Consider the following 24,968-nt stretch of genomic DNA (forward strand, 5'->3'; position numbering starts at 1 on the left):
TGAATGGCCGGGAACGAATGCCGCGGCTATTCAATTCGAATACCTTTTACAGAATGGAGACTAGGGATATCCCCACGCATGAGTCAACGTCAGCAGGGGTGCGTCGCCCAATCCTGTGGTACCGCACCCCGGGGGTTCGGTCCGCACCACGGGGGTTTCGGTGGTCGGTTCGGTGGGTTCGCCGACCTGGGAACTTGTCTGGATCGGGCATCGCCCGGCCGGAGTGCGGGCAGGTCGGGAAGACCGGCCGAGGCCGGTTGGACACCCGTTGAATTAGCGCCGTTAACGCAAGATTTCCGAATCCAGCCGGGGCAGGATCTCCATCAGCTGGCGACGGCCGGTAATGTCCAGCTTGCGGTAGGCGTGGGTGAGGTGCTTCTCGATCGCGCGGGAGGTGACGCCGAGCCGCCCGGCGATCTCCTGGTTGGTGAGGCCGCCACCGGCCAGGGAGACCACCGTGCGTTCGGTACGGGTCAGCGCGGCCTCCGGCCGTGGGGCGGGCGTACCGCGCCCCTGTTCGGTCTGCTCGACCAGCCAGGGCGCGCCGCAGGCCGCGGCGAGGACTCCGGCCTCCCGAAGCAGGGCCGCCGCCTCGGCACCGTCCAGCCGCCGGGCCAGCAGGGCGAGCGAGCGGGCGAGTTCGAGTTCGTTGGCCGAGGCGCGCAGCACATCGGCCGATTCGCGCAGCAGATTGGTTCCGTGGGCGCCGCCGTACAGCCGCCCCTTGAGCCGCAGGGCGCGGCCCAGCGCGACGGGGGCGCCCCAGTCCTCGGCGCGGGCGTGCTCCTCCTCGGCGAGCGCCAGCGCCGCGCGGGACTCCCCGATGCGGTGCTGGAGGGCGGCCGCCCAGGGCCGCCAGCGGAAGAGGACGGGATTGCGCCAGCCCGCCGCCTCCAGCTGCCGCCCGCAGGCCAGCAGGGTGTCCAGCGCGCTGGTCCAGCGGCCGTGCCGGACGTCCTGGGACGCCTTGAGCAGCTGGAGCGAGGAGGTGAACGCCAGGTAGGCGGACCGGCGCCGCCCGGCCGCGTCCAGCAGCCGTTCGACCAGTTCGGCGTCCTCCAGCTCCAGGGCGACGCCGGTGAGGGCGACGGTGGCGAGGATCCCGGCCTCCGGCCAGTGCGCCCCGGCCAGCCGCATCGCGCGCTCGGCGGGCTCCCGGGCCCGGGCCGCCCGGCCGCGCGCCACCAGCAGCAGCGCCTGCTCGGCGTGGACGAGCGCGTCGACGGCCGTGCCGTCCTGCCCCGGGGACCGCGGTTCGGGCGCGGGCCAGGAGCTGATGCCGCGTACCGAGTCGGCGGCGACCAGCGCGACCGCCACCAGGGGAAGCGGGGAGTGGGCCCGGTTCGCGGTGGCCGGTTCCCGCTCCAGGACGCGGCCCGCGAGCCGGGCGACCTCGGCCGCCGGGCGGCGGGTGGTGAGCATCGCGGCGTTGAGCAGTACGGTGGCCAGCTCGCGTTCGGCGGTCGAGCCGATCGGCGGTTCCGGGCCCAGCGCCGACAGCCGCTCCACGGAGGCGGCCAGCCCCGCCGGGTCCTCGTATTCGACGTAGCGCAGCCGCGCCTCCAGCCGCAGGGCCACATCGCGCGCCGAGCCGTCGAGGGCGGAGGCCGGGCCCAGGTCCTCGACGACCTGGTGGAACAGGTCGAGGACCGCGGGCGGCACCACGCCCACGACGTTCGGCGAGATCCGCAGCGCGGCGGCGGCCCGCTGGCGCGGCGTGGTCAGCAGCGGTATCGCCTGGGAGATGTGGCGTTCGCACGCGGCCGGGTCGAATCCGCGCTCCGCGGTGGCCAGGTCGATCAGCATCCGCCCGCGGCTCTCGCCGGACAACGAGGCGTCGAGCAGGGCGCGCCGCAGATACCGGGTGGCGATGTCCGGCGCGCCCCGGCGCAGCGCGGTGTCGGCGGCGGCCCGCAGCACCTCGACCGACCACGGGTGCTGGGAGGCGGTGACGGCCATCAGCTGGGCGGCGACCAGTTCGGCGGAGGAGCCGTTGCGGTAGAGGAGGGCCGCGGCGGTGTCGTGCAGCCGCTCGCGCTCGGCGACGGTCATCGAGGACTCGACGGCGTCCTGCACCACGTGGTGGACGAAGTGCGGCTCCTGTTCGTCCGCCAGCAGGCCGAGCTGTCCGAGGGTGCGCAGCGCGGCGGCGAAGCCGATCGGGTCGAGGCCCGCCAGCCGGGCCATGAGGTCGGGTTCGCCCTGGTCGCCGAGGACGGCGATGGCGGCGGCCAGGTCCCGTACCGGCTGCGGCTGGGTGCGCATGCAGCCGGCCAGCCGTTCGCGCAGCTGGCTGGGGCGCTGGCGGCGGGCCGCCTCGGTGTGCCCGGCGGTGGGCCGGTGGCCGTCGACCGCGAGCGTCACCAGGACGGACCGCAGGAAGAGGGGGTTGCCCGCGGAGATCTCGTGGCAGGCGCGGCTGAACTCCTCGTCGCCCGGCTCGCCGAACTGGTCGAGGACCATCTCCGCGACGGCCCCGGGGGACAGCGGCGCGGGGCGCAGCACCCGCTGTGCGGCGTCGGTGATCTCGCGCAGCGTCAGCTGCCGGGCGCGCGGATCGCCGTCGCGCAGGGTGAGGACGAGGACGACGCGCAGCCCGTGCAGCCGTTTGACGAGGTAGGCGAGCCAGCGCAGCGAGGGGGCGTCCACCCATTGGAGGTCGTCCACCAGGATCAGCACCGGATCACAGGTGCCGACGTCGGCCAGCAGGGCGCGCAGTCCGTTCAGCACCGTCTCGGACAGGGTGACGGAGCCGCACTCGCCCAGCGGCAGGGCGTCGTCGGCGAGGACCATGCGGGTGAAGTCGCCGTGCTCGCGCAGCCAGCGGTCGCGCTGCTCGGCCGGCGCGCCGGTGAGCAGGCTGTCGAAGAGCTGCCGGACCACACCGAAGGCGAAGTCCTGCTCCATCGCGGCTGCGTTGGCGCGCAGCACGCGGACGTCCTCCCCCGCCAGCAGGGCCAGCCGCTGGAGCAGCGCGGTCCGGCCGATGCCGAGCGGACCGGTGAGCAGCAGCAGCGACGAGGTGCCCGTGGCGGCGGCGCGCAGGGCCTGCTTGACCTGCGCCACCTCGGTGTCCCGCTCAAGCAACATCCGTGCCGTATCCCTCCGTCGCCCGCAGCAGCGCATGGAGTTCCGCGCGCCCGCCGATCCGCAGCTTGCGGTAGGCGCCGCTGAGCCGCAGCTCCACCGTGCGCCGGGTCACCGACAGCATTTCGGCGATCTCCCGGTTGCCGTGGCCGAGTCCGGCGAGGGTGGCGGTGCGCCGCTCGGGTTCCGTCAGCGTCGCCCAGGCGGGGTGCGGGCCGAGCCCGGGCACAGCGGGCTGTCCCAGCCGTTCGGCGAGGGAGCGCACCCGCCCGGCCAGCCTGCTGGAGGGCCGTTCGGTGGTGGTGAACGTGAACAGCTCGGCCACCAGCGGGGCCGCGGCCTGCCGGTCCCCCGCGTCCAGTTCGACGGTGGCCAAGTCGATCAGCGCACCGGCGTAGGCCAGCCGGGCGGCGGTGGGACGCAGGGTGTGCACGGCCTCGCGGAACAGGTGCACGCGGTCCTCGCCGGCCACCCTTCCGGCGCCCAGCTGGGCCCAGCCGAGGGTGCTGGCCGCGCCCCACCGCCGGGCCAGCGCGGTCTCCTCCCGGCTCAGCCGCTGTGCCTCCTCGTGGTCGCCGAGCGCGGCGCACACTCCGGCGGCCATCGAACGCCAGGGCATCAGGGCGGGGTTGTCCCGGCCGCGGCGCAGCAGCAGCCGGCCGCAGCCGCGGAACAGCTCCAGCGCCTCGGGGAACCTGCCGTCCCGGCAGGCCACCAGCGCCCGGGCGAACAGCAGATGGCCGAAGGACGCGCCGTCCTGTGTCTCGGCGGTGTCGGGCGCGGCGGCCAGCTCCCTGGCCTGGTCGAGGTGGCCGCTCTGCAGGGCGACGGTGATCCGCACGCCCGTCAGATAGGAGACGTGGTACGGATGCCAGTGGCGGTGGGGCAGCGCGCGCCCGGCGGCGGCGACGTCCCGTTCGGCCGCGTCGAGCCGTCCCCGCCGCAGGTTCAGCTCGCCCCGGACGGCCAGGACGAGCGCGGCGGCGGCCCGGGCACTGCGCCGCCGCAAATCGACGTGGAGGGCGTCCAGCCGCATCTCGGCCTCGTCCAGGTCGTCGGTCAGCAGCAGGACCCGCCCGGCCGTGATGCGGGGCAGGATCAGCGTGTCGCTGCCGGGCTCGCCGGTGAAGACGCTCCGGGCCAGCGCCCTGGCGGTGGGCAGGTCCTCGCCGTGCAGGGCGAGCTGCCGGGCGCGGGCGGCGGCCTGTGCCGGGTCCTCGGGGCGGGCGGGCAGCGGGGGGATCTCGGGCAGCAGCAGGTCGGCGTCGTCGTCCTGGCCGGGGTCGGCGAGCCGGAACAGCCCGGCCAGGGAGTCCCGTTCGGCGTCGCGGGCCGCGGGCAGCGCGCTCACCACGGCGGTTCGCAGGCTGTCCACGCCGCCGCGGGTGAGGCCCAGGTCGGCGGCGCGCACCCGGGCCCCGGCGGGTGCGTCACCACCGGTCCGGATGATCTCCGCGAGCCGCCGGTCGCTCGCCTCGGGGGCGGTCAGCACCTCGATGGCGGCCAGCTCCAGGCTCAGTTGGGCGCGCCCGTGGGGGTCCAGCGGCTCCTCCAGGGCGCGGGAGAGGCAGGCGATGGCGCGCTCGGAACGGCCGGCGCGGAGGGCCGCGGCGCAGGTGCGGCGCAGCACATGGACCACCCAGGGTTCGCCGAGCGGGCGGGCGCCGAGGAGCAGTCGGGCGATGTCCTCGTCGGACAGGGCCGCCCGGTGGGCGAGTTCGGCGGCCCGGGCGTGCAGATCGGCCCGTTCGGCGTCGGTCATCTCCTCAAGGATCCAGGGCCGTGCCTCGGGGCAGCACAGCCGCAGCCCGGTGCCTGAGGCGGTGGCGAGGCCGCTGGCCTCCAGCGTCGCGCCGAGTCCGGGTTCGCTCGCCGCGCGGGGTCCGGCGAGCGCGTACAGCAGGGGCAGGTCGAGGAGTTCGCCGCAGACGGCCAGCGCGCGCACCACGGCGACGGCGGTGTCGGACAGTCCGCCCAGCGCGCGGGCGACGTAGTCGCCGCAGATGGTCTCGATGAGCGCGCGCAACTCCGGTATCCGCCCGGCGACGGGCTCAAGTCCGCGGGCGGTGAACCGGCGCAGCGCCTCGTGCAGCACCATCGGGTTGCCCGCGCTCAGCTCGTACGCCATGGCGTCGAACGGTTCCTGTCCCGGGGTGCCGCACACCGCCGTCACCAGGGTGGTGACGTCCCGCGCGGTGAACGCGGACAGCGCGAGCTGCCGGGTGGGCACCGGGCCCGGGAACGGGGAGCCGCCGCACCAGCCCGGGTGGCTGACGCCGCTGCTGCTGGCCAGCAGCGCCACCGGCACGCCGGGCAGCCGCCGCACCAGGGCCCCGAACCAGCGCCGGGAGGCCGCGTCCAGCCGTTCCACCTCGTCGACGACGACGAGGGTCGGCCGGTCGCGGGCGCTGCGCAGCAGTTCGGCCAGGCCGGGCAGGCCGTCGTCGCGTTCGGGTTCGACCAGCGCCCCGAGCGAACCGTCGTCGATCCCGTCCATGGTGGTCAGGAGCTGTTCCACCACGCCGTAGCGCAGTGCGCTCTCGCCCAGGGTGGCCTGGGCGGTGAGGACGCGCAGCCCGCGTTCCTCGGCGAGTCGGGCCGTCCAGCACAGCAGCGGGCCCTGGCCGAAGCCGGGCCGGCCGGAGACGGTGACGACCGCCGGGCGGCCCGCCGCCAGGTCGGTGACGACCGAGGCCAGCACGGCCTGCTCTCGTTCGCGTCCGGGGAACGGGACCCCGTTGAGCTGCATAGGGTGACTATATGTCGAGCACATATTCGGAGTGCGGAGGAGCGCCGCGGCGTCGCGCTCAGCGATGGCCACGCGCCGCGGACACCCACTCCGGAGCCTGCGGATGCGAAACGCTCGGGGTGCGCAGCACCGAGGCCAGCTCGGCCCGCTGGGCCAGCCCCAGCTTCCGGTAGACGCTGGTCAGATGCGTCTCGACGGTGCGTACCGTGACGAACAGCGACTGGGCGATCTCCCGGTTGCCGGACCCGGCCGCGGCGAGGGTGGCCACCTTGCGCTCGGTGCCGGTGAGCAGGTCCACCGGGGAGGCGGTGATCTCGCGCATCCGGCCGCCCGCGGCGACCAGCCGCCGCCGGGCGCCCTTGGCGAGCGCCAGCGCACCGCAGCTCTGGGCGAGGTCGGCGGAGGTCCGCAGGTGTTCGCGGGCGCCGCGGGAGTCCCCGGCGTCCAGCAGGGCGGCGCCGAGCGTGAATTCGGCCCGGGCGTGCTCGGCGCGGGCGGGTGAGGCGGACAGATGCGCGACGGCCTCGTTGAGCAGGCCGATGCCGGTCTCTCCGCGGGTGGTCACGCCGCGGGCGAGGGCGGCGAGTCCGAGGGCGCGCGGGGTGCCCCAGCGACGGGCGAGTTCGGCGCCGTGGGCGACGATGTCCGCGGCCTCGTCGGCGCGCTTCTCGGCCGCGTACACCGAGGCCGCCTCGGCCCACCAGGGGATGAAGCACGGGTTGGCGAACCCGGTCTCCTCCAGCGACGAGCCGCAGTCGAGCAGCAGCCGCAGCGCGGTCCGCCCGTCGCCGAGCGCCCAGCGGGCCCGGGCGCGGGCCATCAGATACCAGTGGTACTCCATGACGAACCCGTCCAGGTTCGGGCGGGTGACCTGGCCCAGCAGCTCCTCGGCGCGTTCGGGCTCACCCCGGTCGATCAGGACGGTCGCCAGGGCGATCTGAGGCATCGTCATATGGCTGCCCCACCGCTCATGGCCGACGATCTCCACGGCGGTCTGGGCGTCGGCCAGCGCGTCCGGCATGGCGCCGAGGCCGTGCAGCATCAGGGCGCGGGTGGAGAGGGTGAGGACGTAGCTCCACACCGCGGCGTTCTCCTGGCCGTACCGCAGCGAGCGGTCCAGCGCCTCCATCGCGTCCTCGACCTCGTCGGCCAGGTTCAGGGTGAACGCGGAGAAGAGCAGCGACCAGTTGCCGAGCGCCACCCCCGAGGGGTGCAGGGCGCGGCGGGCCTGACGCACCGTGCGCTCCGCCGAGGTGCCTTCCATCGCGCTGAGCACGGTCATCATGGCCAGCAGCTGCCGCTGCGCGGGCGTGTCCCCGGCCGGTTCGGCCAGCCCCTCGAACCGCTCCCGGACCGTGGTGATGGTCCCCTTCTCGTCGCATCCGCTGATCAGCAGCGCGGACCGGACGAGGGTGAGCAGTTCGCTGTCGCGCGGTTCGGGATCGTCCCCCAGCTCGGCCTCCAGGGCGTCCAGCACGCCGCCGAGCGTCCGTACGGCGGCCGGTGACTGCTGCACCGTCAGGCAGGTCATCCCCAGCTGGACGGCGATGGGCGCCTTGGCCCGTACGTCGGGGGTGAGGGCGAGGGCGTCCTTCAGCAGCTGGATCGCCTCCGCCGGGTGGGTCTCGGCGAGCGCACCGGCCAGCTGGACGCGGGCGGACACGCTGTCGGGCTCGGCCTCCAGGACCCGGCGCAGATAGCGCGCCGCGGCCTCGGGCGCGCCGCGGGTCCCGGCCTGGGCGGCCGCCTCCCGCAGCACCCAGCGCATCCACGGCTCGGGGGTGCCGGGCACCAGCAGCACCTGGTTGGCGACCTCCTCGGCAGGGCGGCCGATGTCGCTGAGCAGCTGGGCGGCCCGGGCGCGCAGACCGGCCAGCGCGTCGGCCCCGGCGGCGTCGAGCACGGCCGAGCGCACCACGTCATGGACCAGCTCGCGACGGTCCGGCGCCACCACCTCGGCGCCGCGCAGCAGCGTCACGGCCTCCTCGACACGGGCGGCGGGCACCGCGGCGAGGGCGCCGAGGTGCTCCGGGTCCTCCTCGCCGAGCACGGCGATCGCGGTGGCCACGTCCCGGACCCAGCCGGGCTGGCGCTCGAACAGGGCGTGCACCGACTGGGCGACCACGTACTGGCCGACCTCGGCGATCCCGCGGATCCCGGTGTCGTCCGGCCGCGCGCCCTTGGCCCGCAGCTCGTGCAGCAGCCGGGTGACGGTGAGGGGGTTGCCGCCGCAGACGGCGGTGGCGCGCTCGGCGAAGGACGGCGCGACGGGGACCGGGAAGACCTGCCGGGCCAGCTCGGCCACGTCGTCGTCGGTCAGCGGGCCGAGCCGGACCGCCGAGGTGCGGGGCTGGGCGGCGATGTCGGCCAGCGCGGCGGGGGCGACGGGCTCCGCCCCGGTGCGCTGGGCGAGCACCACGAGCAGCGGCAGGTGGTCGGCACGGCGCAGCAGGAAGTCGATCCAGCGCAGCGAGCTTTCGTCGCACCAGTGCGCGTCGTCGAGGACGAGCGCGAGCGGGCCCCGGGTCATGAGGTTCACCGCGAGCCAGTAGAGCCCGTGGAGCACCGGGTAGACGGTCGCGACCGAGGCCGGGTCCTCCTCGCCGGGGCGGGGGACGAGCGCGGGCAGGGCGCGGCGGGCGCTGCCCTGGAGCAGCGGGGAGTCGTGTGCGTCGTCGGCGGTCAGCCCGAGGGGGCCGAAGAGGGCGCGTACGCCGCCGTATCCGGAACCGGCCACGACCTGGCCGCAGGTGCCGTGCAGGACGGTCATCTTCCGGCAGGTGTCACTGTCGAGGAAGGCGCGCAGCAGGCTGGTCTTACCGATTCCGGCGGGCCCGGAGAGCACCACGAGCCCTGACCGCCCGGCGCACGCGGCCTCCGCGTGGCTGGCCAGTTCGGTCAGCTCGGCGGTGCGGCCGACCAGCATGCTGAGTAAACCGGAATCGTTGGTCCGGTCCAGCACAATGGCCCCCCTCGCACCCCCGATGACGCGAAAATCCGCACAAATAAACTACTTGAAGCGATCATCAGGCTACACGAACAGCATCATGGCGATCAACGCCGATCGCAGACATGCGCTTATGTGCGCGCTTCTGCGCGCGGAGCTACCGGCGCAATGGCCCGGAGCCGGAAGGTGTGGTGAGGGCGTGCACCGTTCCGTCCCCGGGCCGATTCGTATCACTGTGTGGGTACGAGGCGTGGAGTCGGCTATGGCATCTCCCTTCGGTCGGACTTCACCCCGCCTGGTCGGGGCAGGTGCGGGGCGCCGGGATGACGCGCCCGTCAGGGAGCAGTTCCCCCGTGTCCGCGAAGATCACCACTCCATTGCAGAGCAGGCTCCACCCCTGCTCGGGGTGGAACGCCACCAGACGCGCCGAATCATGGTCGGGTGCGTCGGCGGGCGGACAAGGGGGCTGGTGGAGGCACATGGCGAACCTTCGATCTTCCGCCGGCGTTCGGCGGAACTCTTCACGAGGCCACCAGGATGGAACGGCGGAACGGACCGCCGGGAGGGGAGATCTCCCCGGATCGCTACCTGATCCACCCCCGGGAAACCCCAGGTCACCCAGGGCGACCACCGCTCACCCCCGGTGCCCGCCGGAGGGGCCCGCACGAGGGCTGCGCAGGGCCGCACCCCGGGCATAGCCTGGAACCGGGACCGTTCGGGACGAGCGGGAAAACCGCTCGCCCGAGGCGGGTGCGAGGCATCGATGGGTGCGGTGGCGACCGGCACCCCGACCGGGCGGCAGACAGGCTGGCTGCCGGCCGAGGTGACGACTTTCGTGGGGCGTCGGCACGAGGCGGCCGAGGCCAGGCGGATGCTGTCCGCCTCCCGGCTGGTCACCCTCACCGGAGTGGGCGGGGTCGGCAAGACCCGGCTGGCGCTGCGGGTCGCCGAGGAGGCGCGCCGGGCGTTCCCCGACGGGGTCTGGCTGGTCGAACTGGCCGCCCTGGACACCCAGGATCTGCTCGCCCCGTGCGTGGCCGAGGCCCTGGCCGTCCGGGACCAGTCCGCCCGGCCGCCACTGGACGTCCTCGTGGACCATCTGCGCGACAAGCAGGCCCTGATCATCCTCGACAACTGCGAGCATCTGGTCGGTGGCTGCGCGCTGCTCGCCGACCGGCTGTTGCGGGCCGCTCCCCGGCTGCGCATCCTGGCCACCAGCCGCCAGGCGCTGGGCACCGCCGGGGAGCAGACGCTGGCCGTTCCGGCACTGGCACTGCCCGACGCCGCCGGGCCGCGGCTGTCCACCACGGCGCTGGCCCAGTGCGACGGGGTGCGGCTGTTCGTCGAGCGGGCCGGGGCGATCCTGCCGGGCTTCGCCGTCACCGACACCAACCGGGACGCCGTGGAACGGGTGTGCCGGCGGCTGGACGGCATTCCGCTCGGAATCGAGCTGGCCGCCGTACGGCTGCGCGCCCTCTCCGTCCAGCAGCTGCTGGACCGCCTCGACGACCGCTTCCGGCTGCTGACCACAGGATCCCGGTCGGTGCTCCCCCGCCACCAGACGCTGCGGGCGCTGATCGACTGGAGCCACGATCTGTGCACCGAGCGGGAGCGGCTGCTGTGGGCCCGGGTCTCGGTCTTCGCCGGAAGCCTGGACCTGGAGGCGGCCGAGGCGGTCTGCTCGGGCGACGGCATCGCCCGCGAGGATGTGCTGGACCTGGTGACCGAGTTGGTGGACAAGTCGGTGCTGCTCCGGGAGGAGCACGGCACCACGGTGCGCTACCGGATGCTGGACACGCTGCGCCAGTACGGCCGGGAACGGCTCGCCGCCTCCGGGGAGGAGCCCGTCCGGCTGCGGCGGCACCTCGACTACTACCGGCAGCTGGCGGCCGACGCGCGCGCCGCGCTGTTCGGCCCGGCCCAGGTGCAGTGGTTCACCCGGCTCCAGCTGGAGCACGCCAATCTGCGCAGCGCCCTGGAGGCGGGGCTCGCCGATCCGGCGGAGACCACCTGCGGTCTGGGCATCGCCGCCGACCTCCTCTACCACTGGATCACCAGCTACTACCTCGGCGAGGGGCGGCGCTGGCTGGACGAGGGGCTCGCCGCCTGCCCGGAGCCGACCGAGGTGCGGGCGCGGGCGCTGTGGACCAACAGCTGGCTGGCCATCATCCAGTCCGACACCGACGCGGCCGCGGCCATGCTGGCGGAGAGCCGGGCCATCGGCGAACGGCTCGGCCTGGCCCCGGTCCTGGCGTACGCGGCGCTCTACTCCGGCATGGTCGCCATGTACCGGGGCGACGTACCGTCGGCGACCGCGCTCTACGAGGAGGCGGTGGCCCGCCACCGGGCCACCGGCGATCCGGTCGGGCTCGCACTGGCCCTCATCCGGCTCTCCCTGGCCCACTCGTTCGTCGGCGACGCGCCGCGCGCCATCGCGCTGGGTGAGGAGTCGCTGGAGGTGTGCGACGCCTACGGCGAGGGCTGGCACCGGGCGTACACGATGATGGCACTCGGCGTCGAGGTGTGGCGGCAGGGCGACACCGCCCGCGCGACCGCGCTGGAGAAGGACAGCCTGACCTTCAACCGCTCGCTCGACGACCCGCTGGGCGTGGGGGTCGATCTGGAGGTGCTGGCCTGGATCGCCGCCACCGACCGGGACTACCGGCGCTCCGCCCGGCTGCTGGGCGTCGCCCGGAGCGTCTGGCACTCGGTCGGCGCCCCGCTGTCCGGCTACGGGCACCTGGCCCACTACCACGACGAGTGCGAGGCGAAGGTGGCCCGGGCGCTGGGCAGACCGGCGTACAACGCGGCCGTCAAGCAGGGCGCCCGGCTCGGTTACGACCAGGGGCTGGTCTACGCGCTGGAGGACGAACTGCCCACCGGGGAGGCGGCGGCGCCCGAGCGGCCCTCGCCGCTGACGCCCCGGGAGACCGAGATCGCCCAGCTCGTCGCGCAGGGGCTCAGCAACAAGGAGATCGCCACGGCGCTCGTGATAGCACAGCGCACCGCCGAGGGCCATATTGAGCACATTTTGAGCAAACTTGGTTTCAGCTCGCGTGCTCAGGTAGCTGTGTGGGTAGCGCACCAGGACCGGGCCGCCCTCACCGACGGCGAGCGTCCGCCGGACGACCCCGCCTGACGCTCCGACCGCCGCCGCCCCTCCGAACGAGCGGGCGACAGGATGAGCGAGGGGCGGAATTTTATTCGATCAGGGCACACCTGTCGCTCGGTTTCGCGCACACACCACGAAAATCCTCAGGTCCCCCACGTTTTTGGGATCATGCGTCAGGCTCGAGGGACGAGCCGCAACGGTCGTGATTGCACGACCCCTTGCGACCGAGGAGGTCCCGCCGTGACTGTTGCCGCAGTCGGCAATTCCGGTGATGCCATGGAACTCTTCCGTGGCACCGCCCACAGCCCGTCGTTCTTCGCGCTCAACCGCGCCGGGCTCACGGGTGGCGGACAGGAGCTTGTGGACTTCTGCATCCCGTGCAACCCGTATTTCCCCACCCCCGCCATGTTCGCCGTGATGGCGGTCAGGCTGCGGGAGATCCTCACGTACTACCCGAGCTCCGCGGACACCATCACCGCCGAACTGGCCGATGTGCTCGGCCTTCAGCCGCAGACCATGGCGATGGGCAACGGCTCGACCGAGCTGATCACCTGGATCGACCATCTGCTGGTGAAGGAAAGCCTCGCGGTGCCGATTCCGACCTTCGGCCGGTGGACCGACCAGCCGATGGAAACCGGCAAGCGGGTCGACATGTTCCAGCTCCCGGAGATGAGCGGATTCCAGCTCGACCCGCAGGCGTTCGTCCAATTCGTCCGGTCCCGGGGATCGCGGGTCGCCGTCATCTGCAATCCCAACAACCCCGACGGCGGGCTGCTGTCCCGCCAGGCCGTCATCGGCCTCATGGACGCGCTGTCCGATCTGGACCTGGTGGTGATCGACGAGTCCTTCCTGGAGTTCGCCGACGCCGAGGCGTATCCGAGCGTCGTGGACGAGGCGATCCTGCGACCCAACGTCATCGTGCTGCGCAGCCTCGGCAAGAGCTTCGGGCTGCACGGCGTCCGCTTCGGCTATCTCGTCGCCAATCCCGCGCTGGCCGTGCAGATCCGCTCCCGGCTGCCGAAGTGGAACCTGAACTCCTTCGCCGAGGTCATCGTCTTCATGCTCAAGCGGTACCGGCAGGAGTACGTGCAGAGCCTGCGCATGCTCAGCCGCGACCGGCAGGAGATGACCACCCAGCTGGCCGGGCTGCCCGGGATGACGGTCTTCCCCTCCCAGGGCAACTTCGTCTTCGTCAAGCTGCCCGGCGGTACGGACGGCTCCTGGGTGCGGGACCAACTCCTCAGCCAGCACGGCGTCCTGGTGCGCGAATGCGGCAACAAGCTGGGCAGCAGCAGCCAGTTCATGCGGCTGGTGGTGCGCTCCCAGCCAGATGTGCAGCGGCTGCTGACCGGGCTGAGCACCGTGCTCTACGGGACCTCCTACTACGCGCCCCAGATCAGTTACGAGCAGCAGCGCGGCTGGGACGTCCAGGCGTCGCTCACCTCGGGACCGGCTCAGCAGCTGGACTACCAGTACCAGCAGATGCCGCAGCTGCCCGCGGCCCCCGCCGCCCCCGAGCCCCAGCCGCCGACCCAGCAGACTCCGCAGCAGATGCAGCAGATCCTGCAAATGCAGCAGATGCAGCAGATGCCACAGCAGCAGCTGTACTCGGCGAACGCGCTTCCCGCGCCGCAGGGCGTGGCCTCGGACGGATACGGGCAGTCCGACCCGTACGGGCAGTCGGTGTCGTCCGGGCAGTCGGCGTCGCAGCCGCCCGCCGAACTGGCGCCCGCGTACGTCGCCACTCCCCCGGTGCAGACGCCGCTGTACCAGGTACCGGCGCAAGCGCAGATGCCCCAGCAGCCGATGCAATCGATGCAGCAGCCCTCCCAGATGGCACAGCAGCAGATGATGCAGGCGGCGATGCAACAGCCCCAGATGGCACAGCCTCAAATGGGGCAGCCTCAGATGGGCCAGTCCCCCATGGGCCAGCCTCAGATGGGCCAGTCCGCCATGGGCCAGTCCCCCATGGGACAGCCCCAGATGGCACAGCCCGATATGGGCCAGCCCCAGATGGGGCAGATGCAGCAGGCCCCGGCGCCGCAGCCCCAGGCGGCGCAGGGCCAGGCGCCGTATCTCCAGATGGCCCAGACCCCGCAGGCACAGAACCCGCAGATGCAGATGGCGCAGGCCGAGACCGGCCAGATCCCGGTGATCCAGCCGCAGGGCGCGACGGCCGGGTACGCCCAGGGGCCCTCGCCCTCGGAGCAGACGGCGCTCGACCAGATCCCGCTGTACCGGCCCGAGCCGAGCGCCGTACCGGAGCCGTCCCCCGCGGAGCAGACCCAGGTCATCGACTACGACCCCGCCGAGCTGAGGGCCTCCGCCCCGGCCCGGCCCGCCCGGCCCGCCGATGCCGACAAGGACCCGGACGGCTCCGGACCGGCCCTGATGCGCTACCCGCGCCCGGCCGCGTATCTCCAGACGGACGACACCGCGTCATGAACCGTGCCGCCCGGCCGGTCTGCCGCCTCCCGGGCGGCGGCAGACCGGTCCGCATGGCGCCGTAGCCGTATCGCTCAGCCCCACTCACCGCGTCGTTGCCCCATCCCGCGGCCTCATGGCAAATAACACTCTGAATTGTGCAGAGTTGCTTGTGCAGTGTGTCTGGGCCGTACTGGACATGGCAGACTGCGGGCATCAGCCACGGGGGCAGGGGAGGTAGCAAGGTGAGCGAACCGCGGTCGGCCCCGACCGTGGGCCAGGTCGTGCTCGGGAAACGCCTTCAGGAGCTGCGCGAGAAGGCGGGCTTCAAGCGCGAGCAGGCCGCACAGGTGTTACGCGTCGCCCCGGCCACCGTCCGCCGCATGGAGACCGCGGAGGTCGCCCTCAAGGTGCCCTATGTGCGGATGCTGCTGGACTCCTACGGGGTCGTCGGCGCGGAGCTGGAGGCGTTCATCGCCCTCACCGAGGAGGCCAACCGACCCGGCTGGTGGCAGCGGTTCCACGACATCCTGCCGGACTGGTTCAGCGTGCACGTCAGCCTGGAGGGCGCGGCTGAGATGATCCGGGCGTACGAGCCCCACTTCGTCCCCGGCCTGCTCCAGACCGAGGACTACGCGCGCGCCGTCATGCAGACCGGCGCCATCGGCAAGGCCGGACCCAAGGAGGCGGAGCGGCATGTGGCACTGCGCATGGAGCGCCAGTCGCTGCTGAACCGCCCGGACGCGCCACGGCTGTGGGTCGTGATGGACGAGACCGTGCTGCGCAGACCCGTGGGCGAGCCCGCGGTGATGCGCAGACAGGTGGACCGGCTGCTGGAGAGCACCGAGATGCCGCAGGTGACCCTGCAGATCTCGGAGTTCACCTCCGGCCACCATCCGGGCACGTATGGCCCCTTCGTCCTCTTCCGCTTCGCTGTTCCCGAACTGCCGGACATGGTCTACGTCGAGTACCTCACCGGCGCCGTCTACCTCGATGAACGCATCGAGGTGGCCTCGCATCTGGAGGCCATGGACCGCATGGCGGCCCAGGCGGCAACCGCACGACGCACAAAGGAAATCCTCCACGATTTCCGCAAGGAGCTCTGATCTGCATGGATCGCATCTACAACGGCATGCGCGCCACCGACCTCGGCACCGAAGGCTGGCGCAAGCCGTGGAGCGGTGGCAACGGCGGCAACTGCGTCGAGGTCATGAAGCTGGACGACGGCCGGGTGGCGATCCGTCAGTCCAAGGACCCGGACGGTCCGGCGCTCATCTACACCCGCAACGAGATCACCGCGTTCATCCAGGGCGCCAAGGAGGGCAAGGCCGACTTCCTGGTGTCCTGATCCCGATCTTCGAAGCCGTCCGCCCGCCTCCGTGACCGACCATCACGGAGGCGGGCGGCGGCGTTTCTCCGTGCTTACGAGGCACCGGCCGCGAGCGCCGTCAGCAGCCCGACGGCGAGTGCGGTGCGGGCCGGGACGGCGTCGAGCAGGGTGTGCTCATGGCGGGCGTGGGCGCCGGAGCCCAGGGCACCGAGGCCGTCGAGGACCGGGCGGCCGAGCGCGGAGACGAAGTTGCCGTCGCTCGCGCCGCCGACCGCGGTCTCCTCCAGCCCCCAGCCCAGTTCGGCCGCGAGGGCGTGGGCCTGCTTGAACAGCCGCCGGGACGGCTCGTTGGGAACCATCGGCGGCCGGTTCCAGCCGCCGCTGACGGCCAGCCGCACCCGCGGGTCGGAGGCGGCGAGGGCGGCGAACCCGGCGTCGATGCGCGCCATCTCGGCCGGTTCGGCGATCCGGATGTCGATGCCGCAGCGCGCCTGGGCGGCGACCACGTTGCGGCCGGTGCCGCCGCTGATCAGCCCAACGTTCACGGTGGTGCCCCGCTCCGGGGCGGCGAGGGCGGTGATGTGCGGGACGACCTCGGCCAGGGCGTGGATCGCGCTGGCTCCGGCGAGCGGGTCGAGCCCGGCGTGCGACTCGACGCCGTGCGCGGTCACGTCGAACAGCCCGACGCCCTTGCGCGAGGTCTTGAGCGCCCCGTTCTGCGCCGCCTCGAACACCAGGGTGGCGAGGACGTCCTCGCTCAGCCGCTCGATGTGCGGCCGGGAGGCCGGGCTGCCGATCTCCTCGTCCCCGTTGAGCAGCAGCCGCACGGTCGGATGCGGCAGCCGCAGCTCGCGCAGCAGCCGCAGCGCCCAGACGGCCTGCACCAGACCGGTCTTCATGTCGAAGACGCCCGGTCCGCTCGCCTTGCCGTCGGCCACCTCGAACGGCCACTCGGCGAGGGTTCCGGCGGGCCAGACCGTGTCGTAGTGGCACAGCAGCAGCACGGTGCCGGGCGCGGTGCCGCGGTAGGTGACGGCCAGCACATCGCCCTGCGGGCCGCAGTCGTGGCGCTCCGTCTCGTCCGGCTCGCCGAGCCGTGCCACCAGCCAGCCGCGGATCGCGGCGAGCCCGGCGTCCAGCAGGTGCTTGTCGTCGCTCGGCGTCTCCAGTTCCACCAGCGTCCGCAGGTCGTCGGTCATCTCGGGCAGTGCCCGCTCCGTCGCGGCGGCGATGTCGGAGAGCGTCATCAAGGGATCCTTCCGGGAGGGGGGTTCGGTTGCTCAGCGGACGGGTGCGCCGGGGCCGAGCGGAATGCCCAGCGCCCACCAGGCGTAGAACAGCAGGGTCCAGGTCACCAGCATGGCCAGGGACAGCGGCAGGGTCAGCGAGGCGAGGGTGCCGATGCCCGCGGAGCGCCGGTAGCGCTGGAGGAAGCCGAGCGCCATCACGAAGTAGGCGCTCATCGGGGTGATGGCATTGGTGCAGGAGTCGGCGATGCGGTAGATCGCCTGGGTGGCCTCCGGGGGGACGTCCAGCAGCATCAGCATGGGGACGAACACCGGGGAGACCAGCGCCCACATGGCCGATCCGCTGGTCATCGCCACGTTGATGACCGTGCACACCACCACGATGCCCAGGAACGCCATCGGGCCGGTCACTCCGAGGTCCTTGAGGAGATCCGCGCCGCGGATGGCGAGCACCTCGCCCACGCCCGTCCATTTGAAGTAGGCGAGGAACTGGGAGATGGCGAAGAACAGCACCAGGATCGGGGCCATCTCCCGCATGCCCTGGGCCATGAACTCGGGGATGTCGCGGCTGGAGCGCACGGTGCCCGCGGCCCGCCCGTACACCGTGCCGAGGAGCGCGAAGAGCACGCCGAGCACCACGGCGATCCCGGAGAGCACGGGCGATCCGACGATGCTGCCGCCCTCGCCGCGCAGCGGCGACCCGGCGGGGATCATGGCCACCACGACCGCCGCGAGGAAGAGCAGGAAGACCAGCCCGCTGCGGCGCAGTCCGCGCCGCTCCTCGGGGCGCAGGTCGAGCGAGACCGGGTCGGTCTCGCCCTCCGCGTCGGCCGTGCCGGTGTCCGGCGGCAGCGCCGCCACCTGCCGGGCCAGCACCTTCTCGGTGACGAAGGTGATGACGGCGGCCAGGACCACGGAGGAGGCGATGGAGAAGAAGTAGTTGGACAGCGGGGTGACGGTGTATCCGGGGTCGACCGTGTGCGCGGCCGCCGTGGTCAGCCCGGACAGGACGGCGTCCATCGGGGTGATCAGCGGGCTCGCGTCGTAACCGGCGGACACGCCGACGAAGGCCACCACGATGCCGAGGACCGGGCTGCGTCCGACGGCGCGGAAGGCCAGGCCGCCGAGGGGGACGAGCACCACGTAGGCGGCGTCGGACGCGATGTGGGCGACCATCGCGGTGAAGGCCAGCGCGAACGTCATCCAGCGCGCCGGGACCCGGGAGACCCCTGCCCGCAGCATCGCCGTGAGCATCCCCGACTTGTCGGCGACGGCGACCCCGAGCATCACCACGAGGATGGTGCCGAGCGGCGGGAAGGTGGCGTAGTTGGTGATCGCGTCGGTGATCATCGAGCGGATGCCGTCGACCGAGATCAGGCTGCGCACGACGACGGTCTTGCCGTCGGCCGGATTGTCCGCGGACACGTCCGCCGCGGCCAGCCCCCAGCTCACCACCGCGAGCAGCGCGCTGAGAATGGCGAACAGCCAGAAGGGGTGGGGCAGTTTGTTGCCCGCACGTTCGATGGCGCCGAGCACCCGGAGCAGACCGGACAGCGCCGCGGAGTCCTTCGCGGGCGCCCCGGGCGGCGTCTCTGGTGGGGTGTTGTCGGGCGTGGTGGTGGTGTCGTTCGAGCTCACCGGCCGCACTTCCTTCGTCGGATGACGCAAGCGTGGTCGTCCATTAGAGAAGGGCTGACGGAATGAGGCAAGTAAAAGCTTTGTTACGCAAGAATGATTCACCGATCAGGCACTCATCGCACGATACATTCGCTCCCATGCCGGACACTTCTTCGCTCGACGATGCCGATCTCGACCTGGTGGCCGCCCTCCAGGTGGCCCCCAGGGCCCCGCTCAGCGCGCTCGCCGAGGTGCTCGGCAGCTCGGCGAGCACGGTCGGCCGACGGCTGGCCCGGCTCGCGGACGAGCGGCTGCTGCGGGTGATCGGGCAGGTGGAGTGGCCGATGCTGGCCGAGGGCAACCCCATGCACATCTGGGTGGCCACCGTCCCCGGGCAGGCACGGCAGGTGGCCGGGCGGCTCGCCGAACTGCCCGAGATCCCGTTCGTGGCGACGACCACGGGCCGCACCGATGTCTACTGCTCGCTGCACGCCACGCGCCGCGCCGGGGCGCGGGAGCTGCTGATGAACCGCATCCCGTCCGTCCCCGGCGTCCGGTCGGCCCACACCGAACTGGTGCTGCGGGCCTCGGCCAAGTCCGACTCGTGGCGGCTGCGCCGGCTCGGCGACGACCAGTTGCGGGCGCTGCGGGAGGTGGCAGAGCCACCGGCCGACCCACCGGCCGATCCGCTCGACGGGCCCGCCACCGTCGCCGACTTCAGCGCCGAGGAGCTGGGCGCGGTCGAACTGCTGCGCCACGACGGACGGGCCAGCGCCGCCGAAGTGGCCCGCGCACTCGGCATCAGCCGCTCGACCGCCTACCGGCTCACCCAGTCGCTGCTGCGGCGCGGTCTGGTGCGGCCCCGGGTGGAGATCGAGCCCGCGCTGCTGGGGTACGCGCTGGAGGTGGTGGTCGAGCTGCACGCGGCCCCCGGGGCCATCCAGCAGGTGGCCGACGACCTCGCCCGCCACCCCTCGGCGCGCTATGTCTCGATCGTCGCGGGCACCTCGTCGGTGATCCACCACGGGGTGTTCCGGGACGAGGAGGGGCTGGCCGTCTTCCTCACCCACGACCTGGCCGCCTTCCCCGGCATCACCGCCTGCGAGGTGTCGGTGATGCTCGATGTGCTGCGCCGCTACTGGATCGGCCGCGAGGACGGACGCCTCGTCACCGCGGACTGACGCCCGGCGAGCGGCCCATGGGCCCGGAATCGGGAGAAGCCGAGGGGCCGACCGGCGTCCGAGGGCACGCCCCGGAGCAGCGTGCGCCCCCGGAGGTGCGTCCAGCGGGGCGGCGCACCGCCGGGTACGCCAGAAGGCCGACGGCGCACGGCCGGTGACGACCGGCACGCACCGTAGGCGCGCTGCCCATCCTGGGGTACGGACCACCGCGCGCCGATTCCCTCGATGCGGTGGGCGATGCCGTACGCAAATGACGGCATCGAACCTCGCGGAGGCTCCGGGCGATCCGGGGTCAGGAGGTGATTATTCGGAACCGCCCGTGCGAGCGATCTACCGTGATGAAGTCGATGTGAGGCAATGATATGCGCGGCGGCACGCTTCCCGCTATACAGGGGCCGCGTGATTCTCCGCCAGTTCCCGGCCGCTGCGGGGGCCGCCGCATATTCGGAGAACTGGCGCGGTACGCGGGTGGTCCAGGAGCCGATGGACGGCGGGAGTTTGGGCAAACGGGACGTCAAGTTCGCCCGTCAGCCTTCGAGTTGTCCGGGCGTCCCGTCTCCTTGGTGCCGGGTCAAAGCCGGGCGGGGGACGCGGGAGTTGTGGCCGGGGTTCTTCGGTCGCCGCGTCCCGTATCCCGCGCCGACGGGCAGCGGTGACGCGGGCAGAGCGGGCCGGAGCGGGCCGTGGGGCGGCCGCCCGGGCCGGTGTCGGGACCGGGACCGGCCCCGGCGGGCCCTCCCCCGCGGCCGCTCCCCTTCTCTCGCGGTGACGGCCGGGTCCCGGGCCGGGGTTCGCGGGAGAAGGGGAATAGCGGAAGGCCGGGTGGAGAGGGGAGCGCCAATACGGACGGAGCCCCCTCTTCGGCTTCCCGGCTTTCGCCGGGCCCGGCGGGGCCGGACCGGTGCGTCCTCTTCCCGGCCCGGTGCCCCGCACCGCCAAGGGGCCGATCTTGGCCGGGCGGCGGGCGCAATAGCGCTCCCCAAGATCAGTCCGCCGCGGCCCGCGGCCGCACTCCGCCGCATTGGACCGCCCGCGGACCGGCCCGGAATTCGGCCGGTCCCGCGAAGATGATCTGCCAGTGGTCCAACGGGAAACCAATCCGCCGGAAAAGCGGCCTCCCACCGGGCCTACCTGAGAATGATTTTCCGCCGCCGCGGTCCGCGCACGGCACGCGGCGGAGAGTGAGCCCGGGCCCGGCCGCCCCGGCCGTACCGTCAGCCCCGGACCTGTCCGTGCGCCCCCCCGGCCCTCCACGCGCCTTCCCTCGCACAGCTGATGGAGCGTCACCCGATCAGGGGGCGGGTTCCGGGAGCGCGCGGCGCCCCGTGACCACCCCTGCGCCTTGTGACCGGCCGTCCCCGGCTGCGGTACTCGTACAGCCCGCCGGGACCTCCGGAGGGCGACGTCGAGAGCCGTTGTGGAGAGGAACCAGCCTCATGGCCGTACGAGGAAGTCACCGCCGCCCCGCATCGCCCAGCCGGGTCTCCCCGCTGTGCGCGGTCCTGACCGCGGGCAGCGTCGGCATCGTCCTGCCGTTCCTCAACACCGGCGCCGCGCAGGCGGCCCCGGTCGACACCTGGAACAAGGTCGCCGCGTGCGAGAGCGGCGGCAACTGGCGCATCAACACGGGCAACGGCTACTACGGCGGGCTCCAGTTCTCGCAGCACACCTGGGCCGCGTACGGCGGCACCCGGTACGCCTCGCGGGCCGACCTCGCCACCAAGAACCAGCAGATCACCGTGGCCGAGGCGGTGCTCCGCGCCCAGGGCCCGGGCGCCTGGCCGGTCTGCTCCGTGCGCGGCCGGCTGTCCCGGTCCGGCCCGGCCGCCGCCGAGGCGGCCGACCGCGGCGCCGCGCGCAGCGCCAAGCCGCCCGCGAAGCAGCACCCGAAGCGCACGGTCAAGCCATCGGGTAAACACAGCCCCCGGCGCGCTGCCGGGTCCGGGTCCGGTTCCGGGGCGGCATCCGGTTCGTACGCGGTGCGCCGCGGCGACACGTTGTCCCGCATCGCCACCCGCAGCTCGATCAGCGGCGGCTGGAAGGCGCTGTACCACGCCAACCGCAGGACCATCGGCGTCAATCCGCATCTGATCCGCCCCGGACAGCGGCTCACCCTGCCCTCGGGCACGGTCCGCCCGGCCAAGTGGCAACCCCGCCACCGGACCGCCGCCGCGCACACGGCCGCCGCTCCCCGCCACGCCGCCCGGCAGTCCGCGGCGCATCGGCTCGCGGCGCCGGTCAACGGCCCGATCACCGCGGCGTACGGGGTGCGCGGCCCGCGCTGGGCGAGCGGCCACCACACCGGTGTGGACTACGCGGTGCCCGTCGGGACGTCGGTGCACGCGGTGGCGCCGGGCACGGTGGTGGCCGCGGGCTGGGCGGGTGCGTTCGGCTACCAGGTGGTCATCCGCCACGCCGACGGGCTGTACACCCAGTACGCGCATCTGTCGGCGCTGACGGTGCGCACCGGCCAGAGCGTCGACACCGGGCGCCGGATCGCCCGGTCGGGCAACACCGGCAACACCACCGGCCCGCATCTGCACTTCGAGGTGCGCACCACCCCGCGCTACGGGTCGGACGTCGACCCGGACGCCCATCTCCGCCCGTACGGCATCGGCGCCTGACGCCCGCCGACCGTCCCCGGCACGCGCGCGGCTCCGGCTGAGCGCCACTTCGGACCATTTCCGGGGGTGGGGGGAAAGGGAGGCCGCCCGAGGCACGGCTCGGGCGGCCTCCCGCCGTCTGCTGCGGCGGTCAGTACCAGATGGCGATCGGGAACTTTGGGTCGGTGCCCTCCGGCGGATCGGGCAGGCTCTTGGCCGTGTCGAGCGCGATGCGGTGCGCGCTCCAGGCCGCCGCGGCGGCGTCGAGGACGTCGTCGGACGGCACCCGCCCGGCCGGGCCGAGGTCGTCGGGCAGCACGATGCCTTGGGCTTCGAGCAGACGGCGGCGTACGGCCTGGCCGTTCCAGCCCTTCTTGCTCCAGGCGACCGGCGTGTCGTCCCGCATGGCCGCGAAGGAGATCTCGGGATGGACCTCGTGGAGCCGGTGGCCGCCGCCGTCCCGGCAGGCGTTGGCCTCAAGCAGCTTCGCCGCCAGCCCCCACGACTGGCGGCTGAGCCCGGCGCCGGTCAGCTCTCGGCAGCGGGCGTTCGCCGTGTCGTAGTCGGGCTGTTCCCAGACCGACCGCGGCGGCACCGGGAAGACCCGCGAGCGGTGCGGCCCCAGCCGTTCGGCGGCCAGCTCCTCGGCGCGGCGCCGCCCGGACTCCAGCAGGCCCAGCGGCATGTCGACCGTGACCACGTCCGCGTCCCCCACCCGGGCCAGGAGATCGCTCAGCCCGCCCGCCGTCTCGGCACTGTCGAACGCGCCGCCGCGCAGGATCACCGCGACCCAGCCGGAGCGGCAGGCGTCCACCCCCACGACGCGGTACGGGGAAGTCATCGGCCCGTCACCGCCGCCCGGTAGGGCGGGAAGAACGCGCGCAGCTCCTCCGCGTACAGCTCGGGCTCCTCGAACGGCGCGAAGTGGCCGCCGCGCGGGGGCTCGGTCACGCGCGTCACGTTCGCCGTGCGGTCGAGCCACGCCCGCGGCGGGCGGACGACATCGCCGCGGAAGATCGAGAACCCGGACGGCACCTCGACCCGGCGGGCGTACTGCGCGGGCGGGATCGCGGCGTTGGCGCGGTAGCTGCGCATCGAGGAGCCGATCGTCCCGGTGAGCCAGTAGAGCGTGACGTTCGTCAGGATCTCGTCCTTGGTGAAGCTCCGTTCGATGTCGCCGTCGCAGTCGCTCCACGCCCGCAGCTTCTCCACGATCCACGCGGCGAGCCCGGCGGGCGAGTCGGTGAGCCCGAAGGCTGCGGTCTGGGGCTTCGTACTGTGCATGGCGGCGTAGCCGCCCTCGGCCGCGCCCCAGGCCGTGGCGCCCTCGAACCGGGCGCGCTCCTCGGGGGTGAGGTCCGCCGGGTCGCCGGTGAAGCGGGGGAGGCCCGCGTCCGTGCGGTGGACGCCCACGACCCGCTCGGGGTGGTCGAGCGCGAGGAAGCGGCTCACATGGCTGCCCATGTCCCCGCCCGCCGCGCCGAACCGCTCGTAGCCGAGGACGCCCATCAGCCCGGCCCACAGACCGGCGACGGCGATGGTGCCGAGCGGCGGTCCGGTGGGGCGGTCGGAGTACCCGTAGCCCGGCATGTCGGGCACCACCACGTCGAACGCGTCGGCGGGGTCGGCGCCGTGGGCGCCGTGGGCGCCGGGGTCGGTGAGGAGCGGGACGACCTTCGTGAAGCGCCAGAACGAGTCCGGCCAGCCATGGGCGAGGACCAGCGGCAGGGCGGGCCCGGCCGGGGTGGCGGCCGCCCGGGGGTGCACGGTGGCCGTCGCGTCGGGCATGGACCTCACCGTACACACGGTCAGTGGGCGGTGAGCCCGCCGTCGACCACCAGTTCGGAGCCGGTCAGATACGACGACTCGTCGCAGGCGAGGAACAGCATGGCCGAGGCGACCTCGTCGGCGCGGCCCGCCCGGCGCATGGGCGTGCGTACGATGTCCGGCTGCTGGTCGCCCTCCTCGTCCAGGATGTCCTGGATCATCGGCGTGGCGATGACCCCGGGGTGGAGGGAGTTGACCCGCACGCCCTGACGGGCGTATTCGACGGCGGCGGTCTTGCTCAGCAGCCGTACCGCCCCCTTGGACGCTTGGTAGGCGGCGGCCGCTCCGCTGCCGATGAGCCCGAGGACGGACGAGGTGTTGATCACGGACGCGTTGCCGGTGGCGCGGAGCAGCGGCATGGCGGCCTTCATCCCGAGCCAGCTGCCCTTCTGGTTGACGTCGATGACGCGGTCCCAGGCGTCTTCCTCGGTGTCCTCGATGCCCGGCCAGTCCACGATGCCCGCCAGGTTGACCAGCACGTGCAGGGTGCCGAACCGCTCGCGCACGGTGGCGATCGCCGCGTCCCATTCCCGGGCGGAGGAGACGTCCAGCGGTGCGGTCACCACCTCAGCGCCGGTCTCCTCGATGCGCCGGGCCAGTGCGGTAAGGGGTGCCCGGGCCACATCGGTGAGGACCAGGCGGGCGCCTTCGCGGGCGAACAGTTCGGCGGTGGCGGCGCCGATTCCGCCCGTGGCGCCGGTGATCAGTGCGACCTTGCCTTCGAGGCGGCCCGTGTCCTTCGTCATGCTCGATCTCCCTGAGAGCGGCTCGCTGTCCGCCGCCGAGTCTGGGCGCCCCGCCGGGGCCGCGACCAGGACGTTCGCTGCCTGGGTGCGGCACACCC

General features: G+C 73.2%; 15 protein-coding genes. 6 read left to right on the plus strand and 9 right to left on the minus strand.

The annotated features are described in order from the left end of the window. Nucleotides 1–282: 282 nt before the first annotated feature. The 4 genes from ACH4TL_RS28295 to ACH4TL_RS28310 all read right to left on the minus strand — a co-directional run bounded on the left by ACH4TL_RS28295 (nt 283) and on the right by ACH4TL_RS28310 (nt 9,264). Nucleotides 283–3,090 carry an ATP-binding protein gene (locus ACH4TL_RS28295; RefSeq protein WP_398320997.1) on the minus strand — a complete coding sequence of 936 codons (2,808 nt, stop codon included), beginning with the start codon at nt 3,088–3,090 and terminating at the stop codon, nt 283–285. Further along, a complete protein-coding gene (locus ACH4TL_RS28300; protein WP_398320994.1) occupies nt 3,080–5,836 on the minus strand; it encodes an AAA family ATPase in 2,757 nt (918 codons plus the stop codon). The genes ACH4TL_RS28295 and ACH4TL_RS28300 overlap by 11 nt, the downstream gene beginning before the upstream one ends. Before the next feature lie 58 nt (nt 5,837–5,894). Beyond that, entirely contained in the window at nt 5,895–8,762 is a 2,868-nt protein-coding gene (locus ACH4TL_RS28305) for an AAA family ATPase (RefSeq protein ID WP_398321349.1), read from the minus strand. 307 nt (nt 8,763–9,069) lie between these two features. Then, on the minus strand, nt 9,070–9,264 hold the full coding sequence (locus ACH4TL_RS28310; RefSeq protein ID WP_398320991.1) for a DUF5999 family protein: 195 nt from the start codon (nt 9,262–9,264) through the stop codon (nt 9,070–9,072). A gap of 282 nt (nt 9,265–9,546) precedes the next feature. Between ACH4TL_RS28310 and ACH4TL_RS28315 the strand changes: the two genes are divergently transcribed. The 4 genes from ACH4TL_RS28315 (at nt 9,547) to ACH4TL_RS28330 (ending at nt 15,667) form a co-directional block, all read left to right on the plus strand. Then, complete coding sequence (locus tag ACH4TL_RS28315) at nt 9,547–11,922, plus strand: ATP-binding protein (RefSeq protein WP_398320988.1); 2,376 nt, start codon at nt 9,547–9,549, stop codon at nt 11,920–11,922. Between the two features lie 213 nt (nt 11,923–12,135). Next, on the plus strand, nt 12,136–14,340 hold the full coding sequence (locus ACH4TL_RS28320; RefSeq protein ID WP_398320984.1) for an aminotransferase class I/II-fold pyridoxal phosphate-dependent enzyme: 2,205 nt from the start codon (nt 12,136–12,138) through the stop codon (nt 14,338–14,340). A 224-nt stretch (nt 14,341–14,564) separates the two neighbouring features. After that, the gene (locus tag ACH4TL_RS28325; RefSeq protein WP_398320981.1) at nt 14,565–15,425 is read left to right on the plus strand and encodes a helix-turn-helix domain-containing protein; all 861 of its coding nucleotides are present in this window, start codon (nt 14,565–14,567) and stop codon (nt 15,423–15,425) included. A gap of 5 nt (nt 15,426–15,430) precedes the next feature. Next, nucleotides 15,431–15,667: a DUF397 domain-containing protein gene (locus ACH4TL_RS28330; RefSeq protein ID WP_385439260.1), complete on the plus strand. Its 237-nt coding sequence runs from the start codon at nt 15,431–15,433 to the stop codon at nt 15,665–15,667. A 74-nt stretch (nt 15,668–15,741) separates the two neighbouring features. Here the strand turns inward: ACH4TL_RS28330 and ACH4TL_RS28335 are convergent, their stop codons facing one another. Further along, complete coding sequence (locus ACH4TL_RS28335) at nt 15,742–16,896, minus strand: M20 family metallopeptidase (protein WP_398320977.1); 1,155 nt, start codon at nt 16,894–16,896, stop codon at nt 15,742–15,744. A 33-nt stretch (nt 16,897–16,929) separates the two neighbouring features. Beyond that, nucleotides 16,930–18,534, minus strand: coding sequence for an AbgT family transporter (locus ACH4TL_RS28340; RefSeq protein WP_398320974.1), 1,605 nt, complete (start codon nt 18,532–18,534; stop codon nt 16,930–16,932). Between the two features lie 137 nt (nt 18,535–18,671). Between ACH4TL_RS28340 and ACH4TL_RS28345 the strand changes: the two genes are divergently transcribed. Both ACH4TL_RS28345 and ACH4TL_RS28350 read left to right on the plus strand, forming a co-directional pair. Next, the gene (locus ACH4TL_RS28345; RefSeq protein WP_398320971.1) at nt 18,672–19,694 is read left to right on the plus strand and encodes an Lrp/AsnC family transcriptional regulator; all 1,023 of its coding nucleotides are present in this window, start codon (nt 18,672–18,674) and stop codon (nt 19,692–19,694) included. A gap of 1,436 nt (nt 19,695–21,130) precedes the next feature. Beyond that, on the plus strand, nt 21,131–22,318 hold the full coding sequence (locus tag ACH4TL_RS28350) for a transglycosylase family protein (RefSeq protein ID WP_398320968.1): 1,188 nt from the start codon (nt 21,131–21,133) through the stop codon (nt 22,316–22,318). 130 nt (nt 22,319–22,448) lie between these two features. Here the strand turns inward: ACH4TL_RS28350 and ACH4TL_RS28355 are convergent, their stop codons facing one another. Genes ACH4TL_RS28355 through ACH4TL_RS28365 form a run of 3 tightly spaced genes read right to left on the minus strand, consistent with a single transcriptional unit; the run spans nt 22,449 to nt 24,870 of the window. Beyond that, nucleotides 22,449–23,138, minus strand: a complete 690-nt coding sequence (locus ACH4TL_RS28355) for a DUF429 domain-containing protein (protein WP_398320964.1) — start codon at nt 23,136–23,138, stop codon at nt 22,449–22,451. Then, nucleotides 23,135–24,085 (minus strand): alpha/beta fold hydrolase, encoded by a 951-nt coding sequence (locus ACH4TL_RS28360; RefSeq protein ID WP_398320961.1) that lies wholly within the window; start codon nt 24,083–24,085, stop codon nt 23,135–23,137. The genes ACH4TL_RS28355 and ACH4TL_RS28360 overlap by 4 nt, the downstream gene beginning before the upstream one ends. A gap of 20 nt (nt 24,086–24,105) precedes the next feature. Beyond that, entirely contained in the window at nt 24,106–24,870 is a 765-nt protein-coding gene (locus ACH4TL_RS28365) for an SDR family NAD(P)-dependent oxidoreductase (RefSeq protein WP_398320958.1), read from the minus strand. Nucleotides 24,871–24,968 lie beyond the last annotated feature (98 nt).

The sequence above is a fragment of the Streptomyces sp. NPDC021115 genome (assembly GCF_044333065.1).
Taxonomy (GTDB): Bacteria; Actinomycetota; Actinomycetes; order Streptomycetales; family Streptomycetaceae; genus Streptomyces.

What these genes read in the sequence shown, in the direction of transcription:
- ACH4TL_RS28310 (WP_398320991.1), bottom strand. Translation starts at nt 9,264, where the DNA reads ATGTGCCTCCACCAGCCCCCTTGTCCGCCCGCCGACGCACCCGACCAT.
- ACH4TL_RS28315 (WP_398320988.1), top strand. Translation starts at nt 9,547, where the DNA reads ATGGGTGCGGTGGCGACCGGCACCCCGACCGGGCGGCAGACAGGCTGG.
- ACH4TL_RS28365 (WP_398320958.1), bottom strand. Translation starts at nt 24,870, where the DNA reads ATGACGAAGGACACGGGCCGCCTCGAAGGCAAGGTCGCACTGATCACC.
- ACH4TL_RS28350 (WP_398320968.1), top strand. Translation starts at nt 21,131, where the DNA reads ATGGCCGTACGAGGAAGTCACCGCCGCCCCGCATCGCCCAGCCGGGTC.
- ACH4TL_RS28305 (WP_398321349.1), bottom strand. Translation starts at nt 8,762, where the DNA reads ATGCTGGTCGGCCGCACCGCCGAGCTGACCGAACTGGCCAGCCACGCG.
- ACH4TL_RS28355 (WP_398320964.1), bottom strand. Translation starts at nt 23,138, where the DNA reads ATGACTTCCCCGTACCGCGTCGTGGGGGTGGACGCCTGCCGCTCCGGC.
- ACH4TL_RS28300 (WP_398320994.1), bottom strand. Translation starts at nt 5,836, where the DNA reads ATGCAGCTCAACGGGGTCCCGTTCCCCGGACGCGAACGAGAGCAGGCC.
- ACH4TL_RS28360 (WP_398320961.1), bottom strand. Translation starts at nt 24,085, where the DNA reads ATGCCCGACGCGACGGCCACCGTGCACCCCCGGGCGGCCGCCACCCCG.
- ACH4TL_RS28345 (WP_398320971.1), top strand. Translation starts at nt 18,672, where the DNA reads ATGCCGGACACTTCTTCGCTCGACGATGCCGATCTCGACCTGGTGGCC.
- ACH4TL_RS28295 (WP_398320997.1), bottom strand. Translation starts at nt 3,090, where the DNA reads ATGTTGCTTGAGCGGGACACCGAGGTGGCGCAGGTCAAGCAGGCCCTG.
- ACH4TL_RS28330 (WP_385439260.1), top strand. Translation starts at nt 15,431, where the DNA reads ATGGATCGCATCTACAACGGCATGCGCGCCACCGACCTCGGCACCGAA.
- ACH4TL_RS28335 (WP_398320977.1), bottom strand. Translation starts at nt 16,896, where the DNA reads ATGACGCTCTCCGACATCGCCGCCGCGACGGAGCGGGCACTGCCCGAG.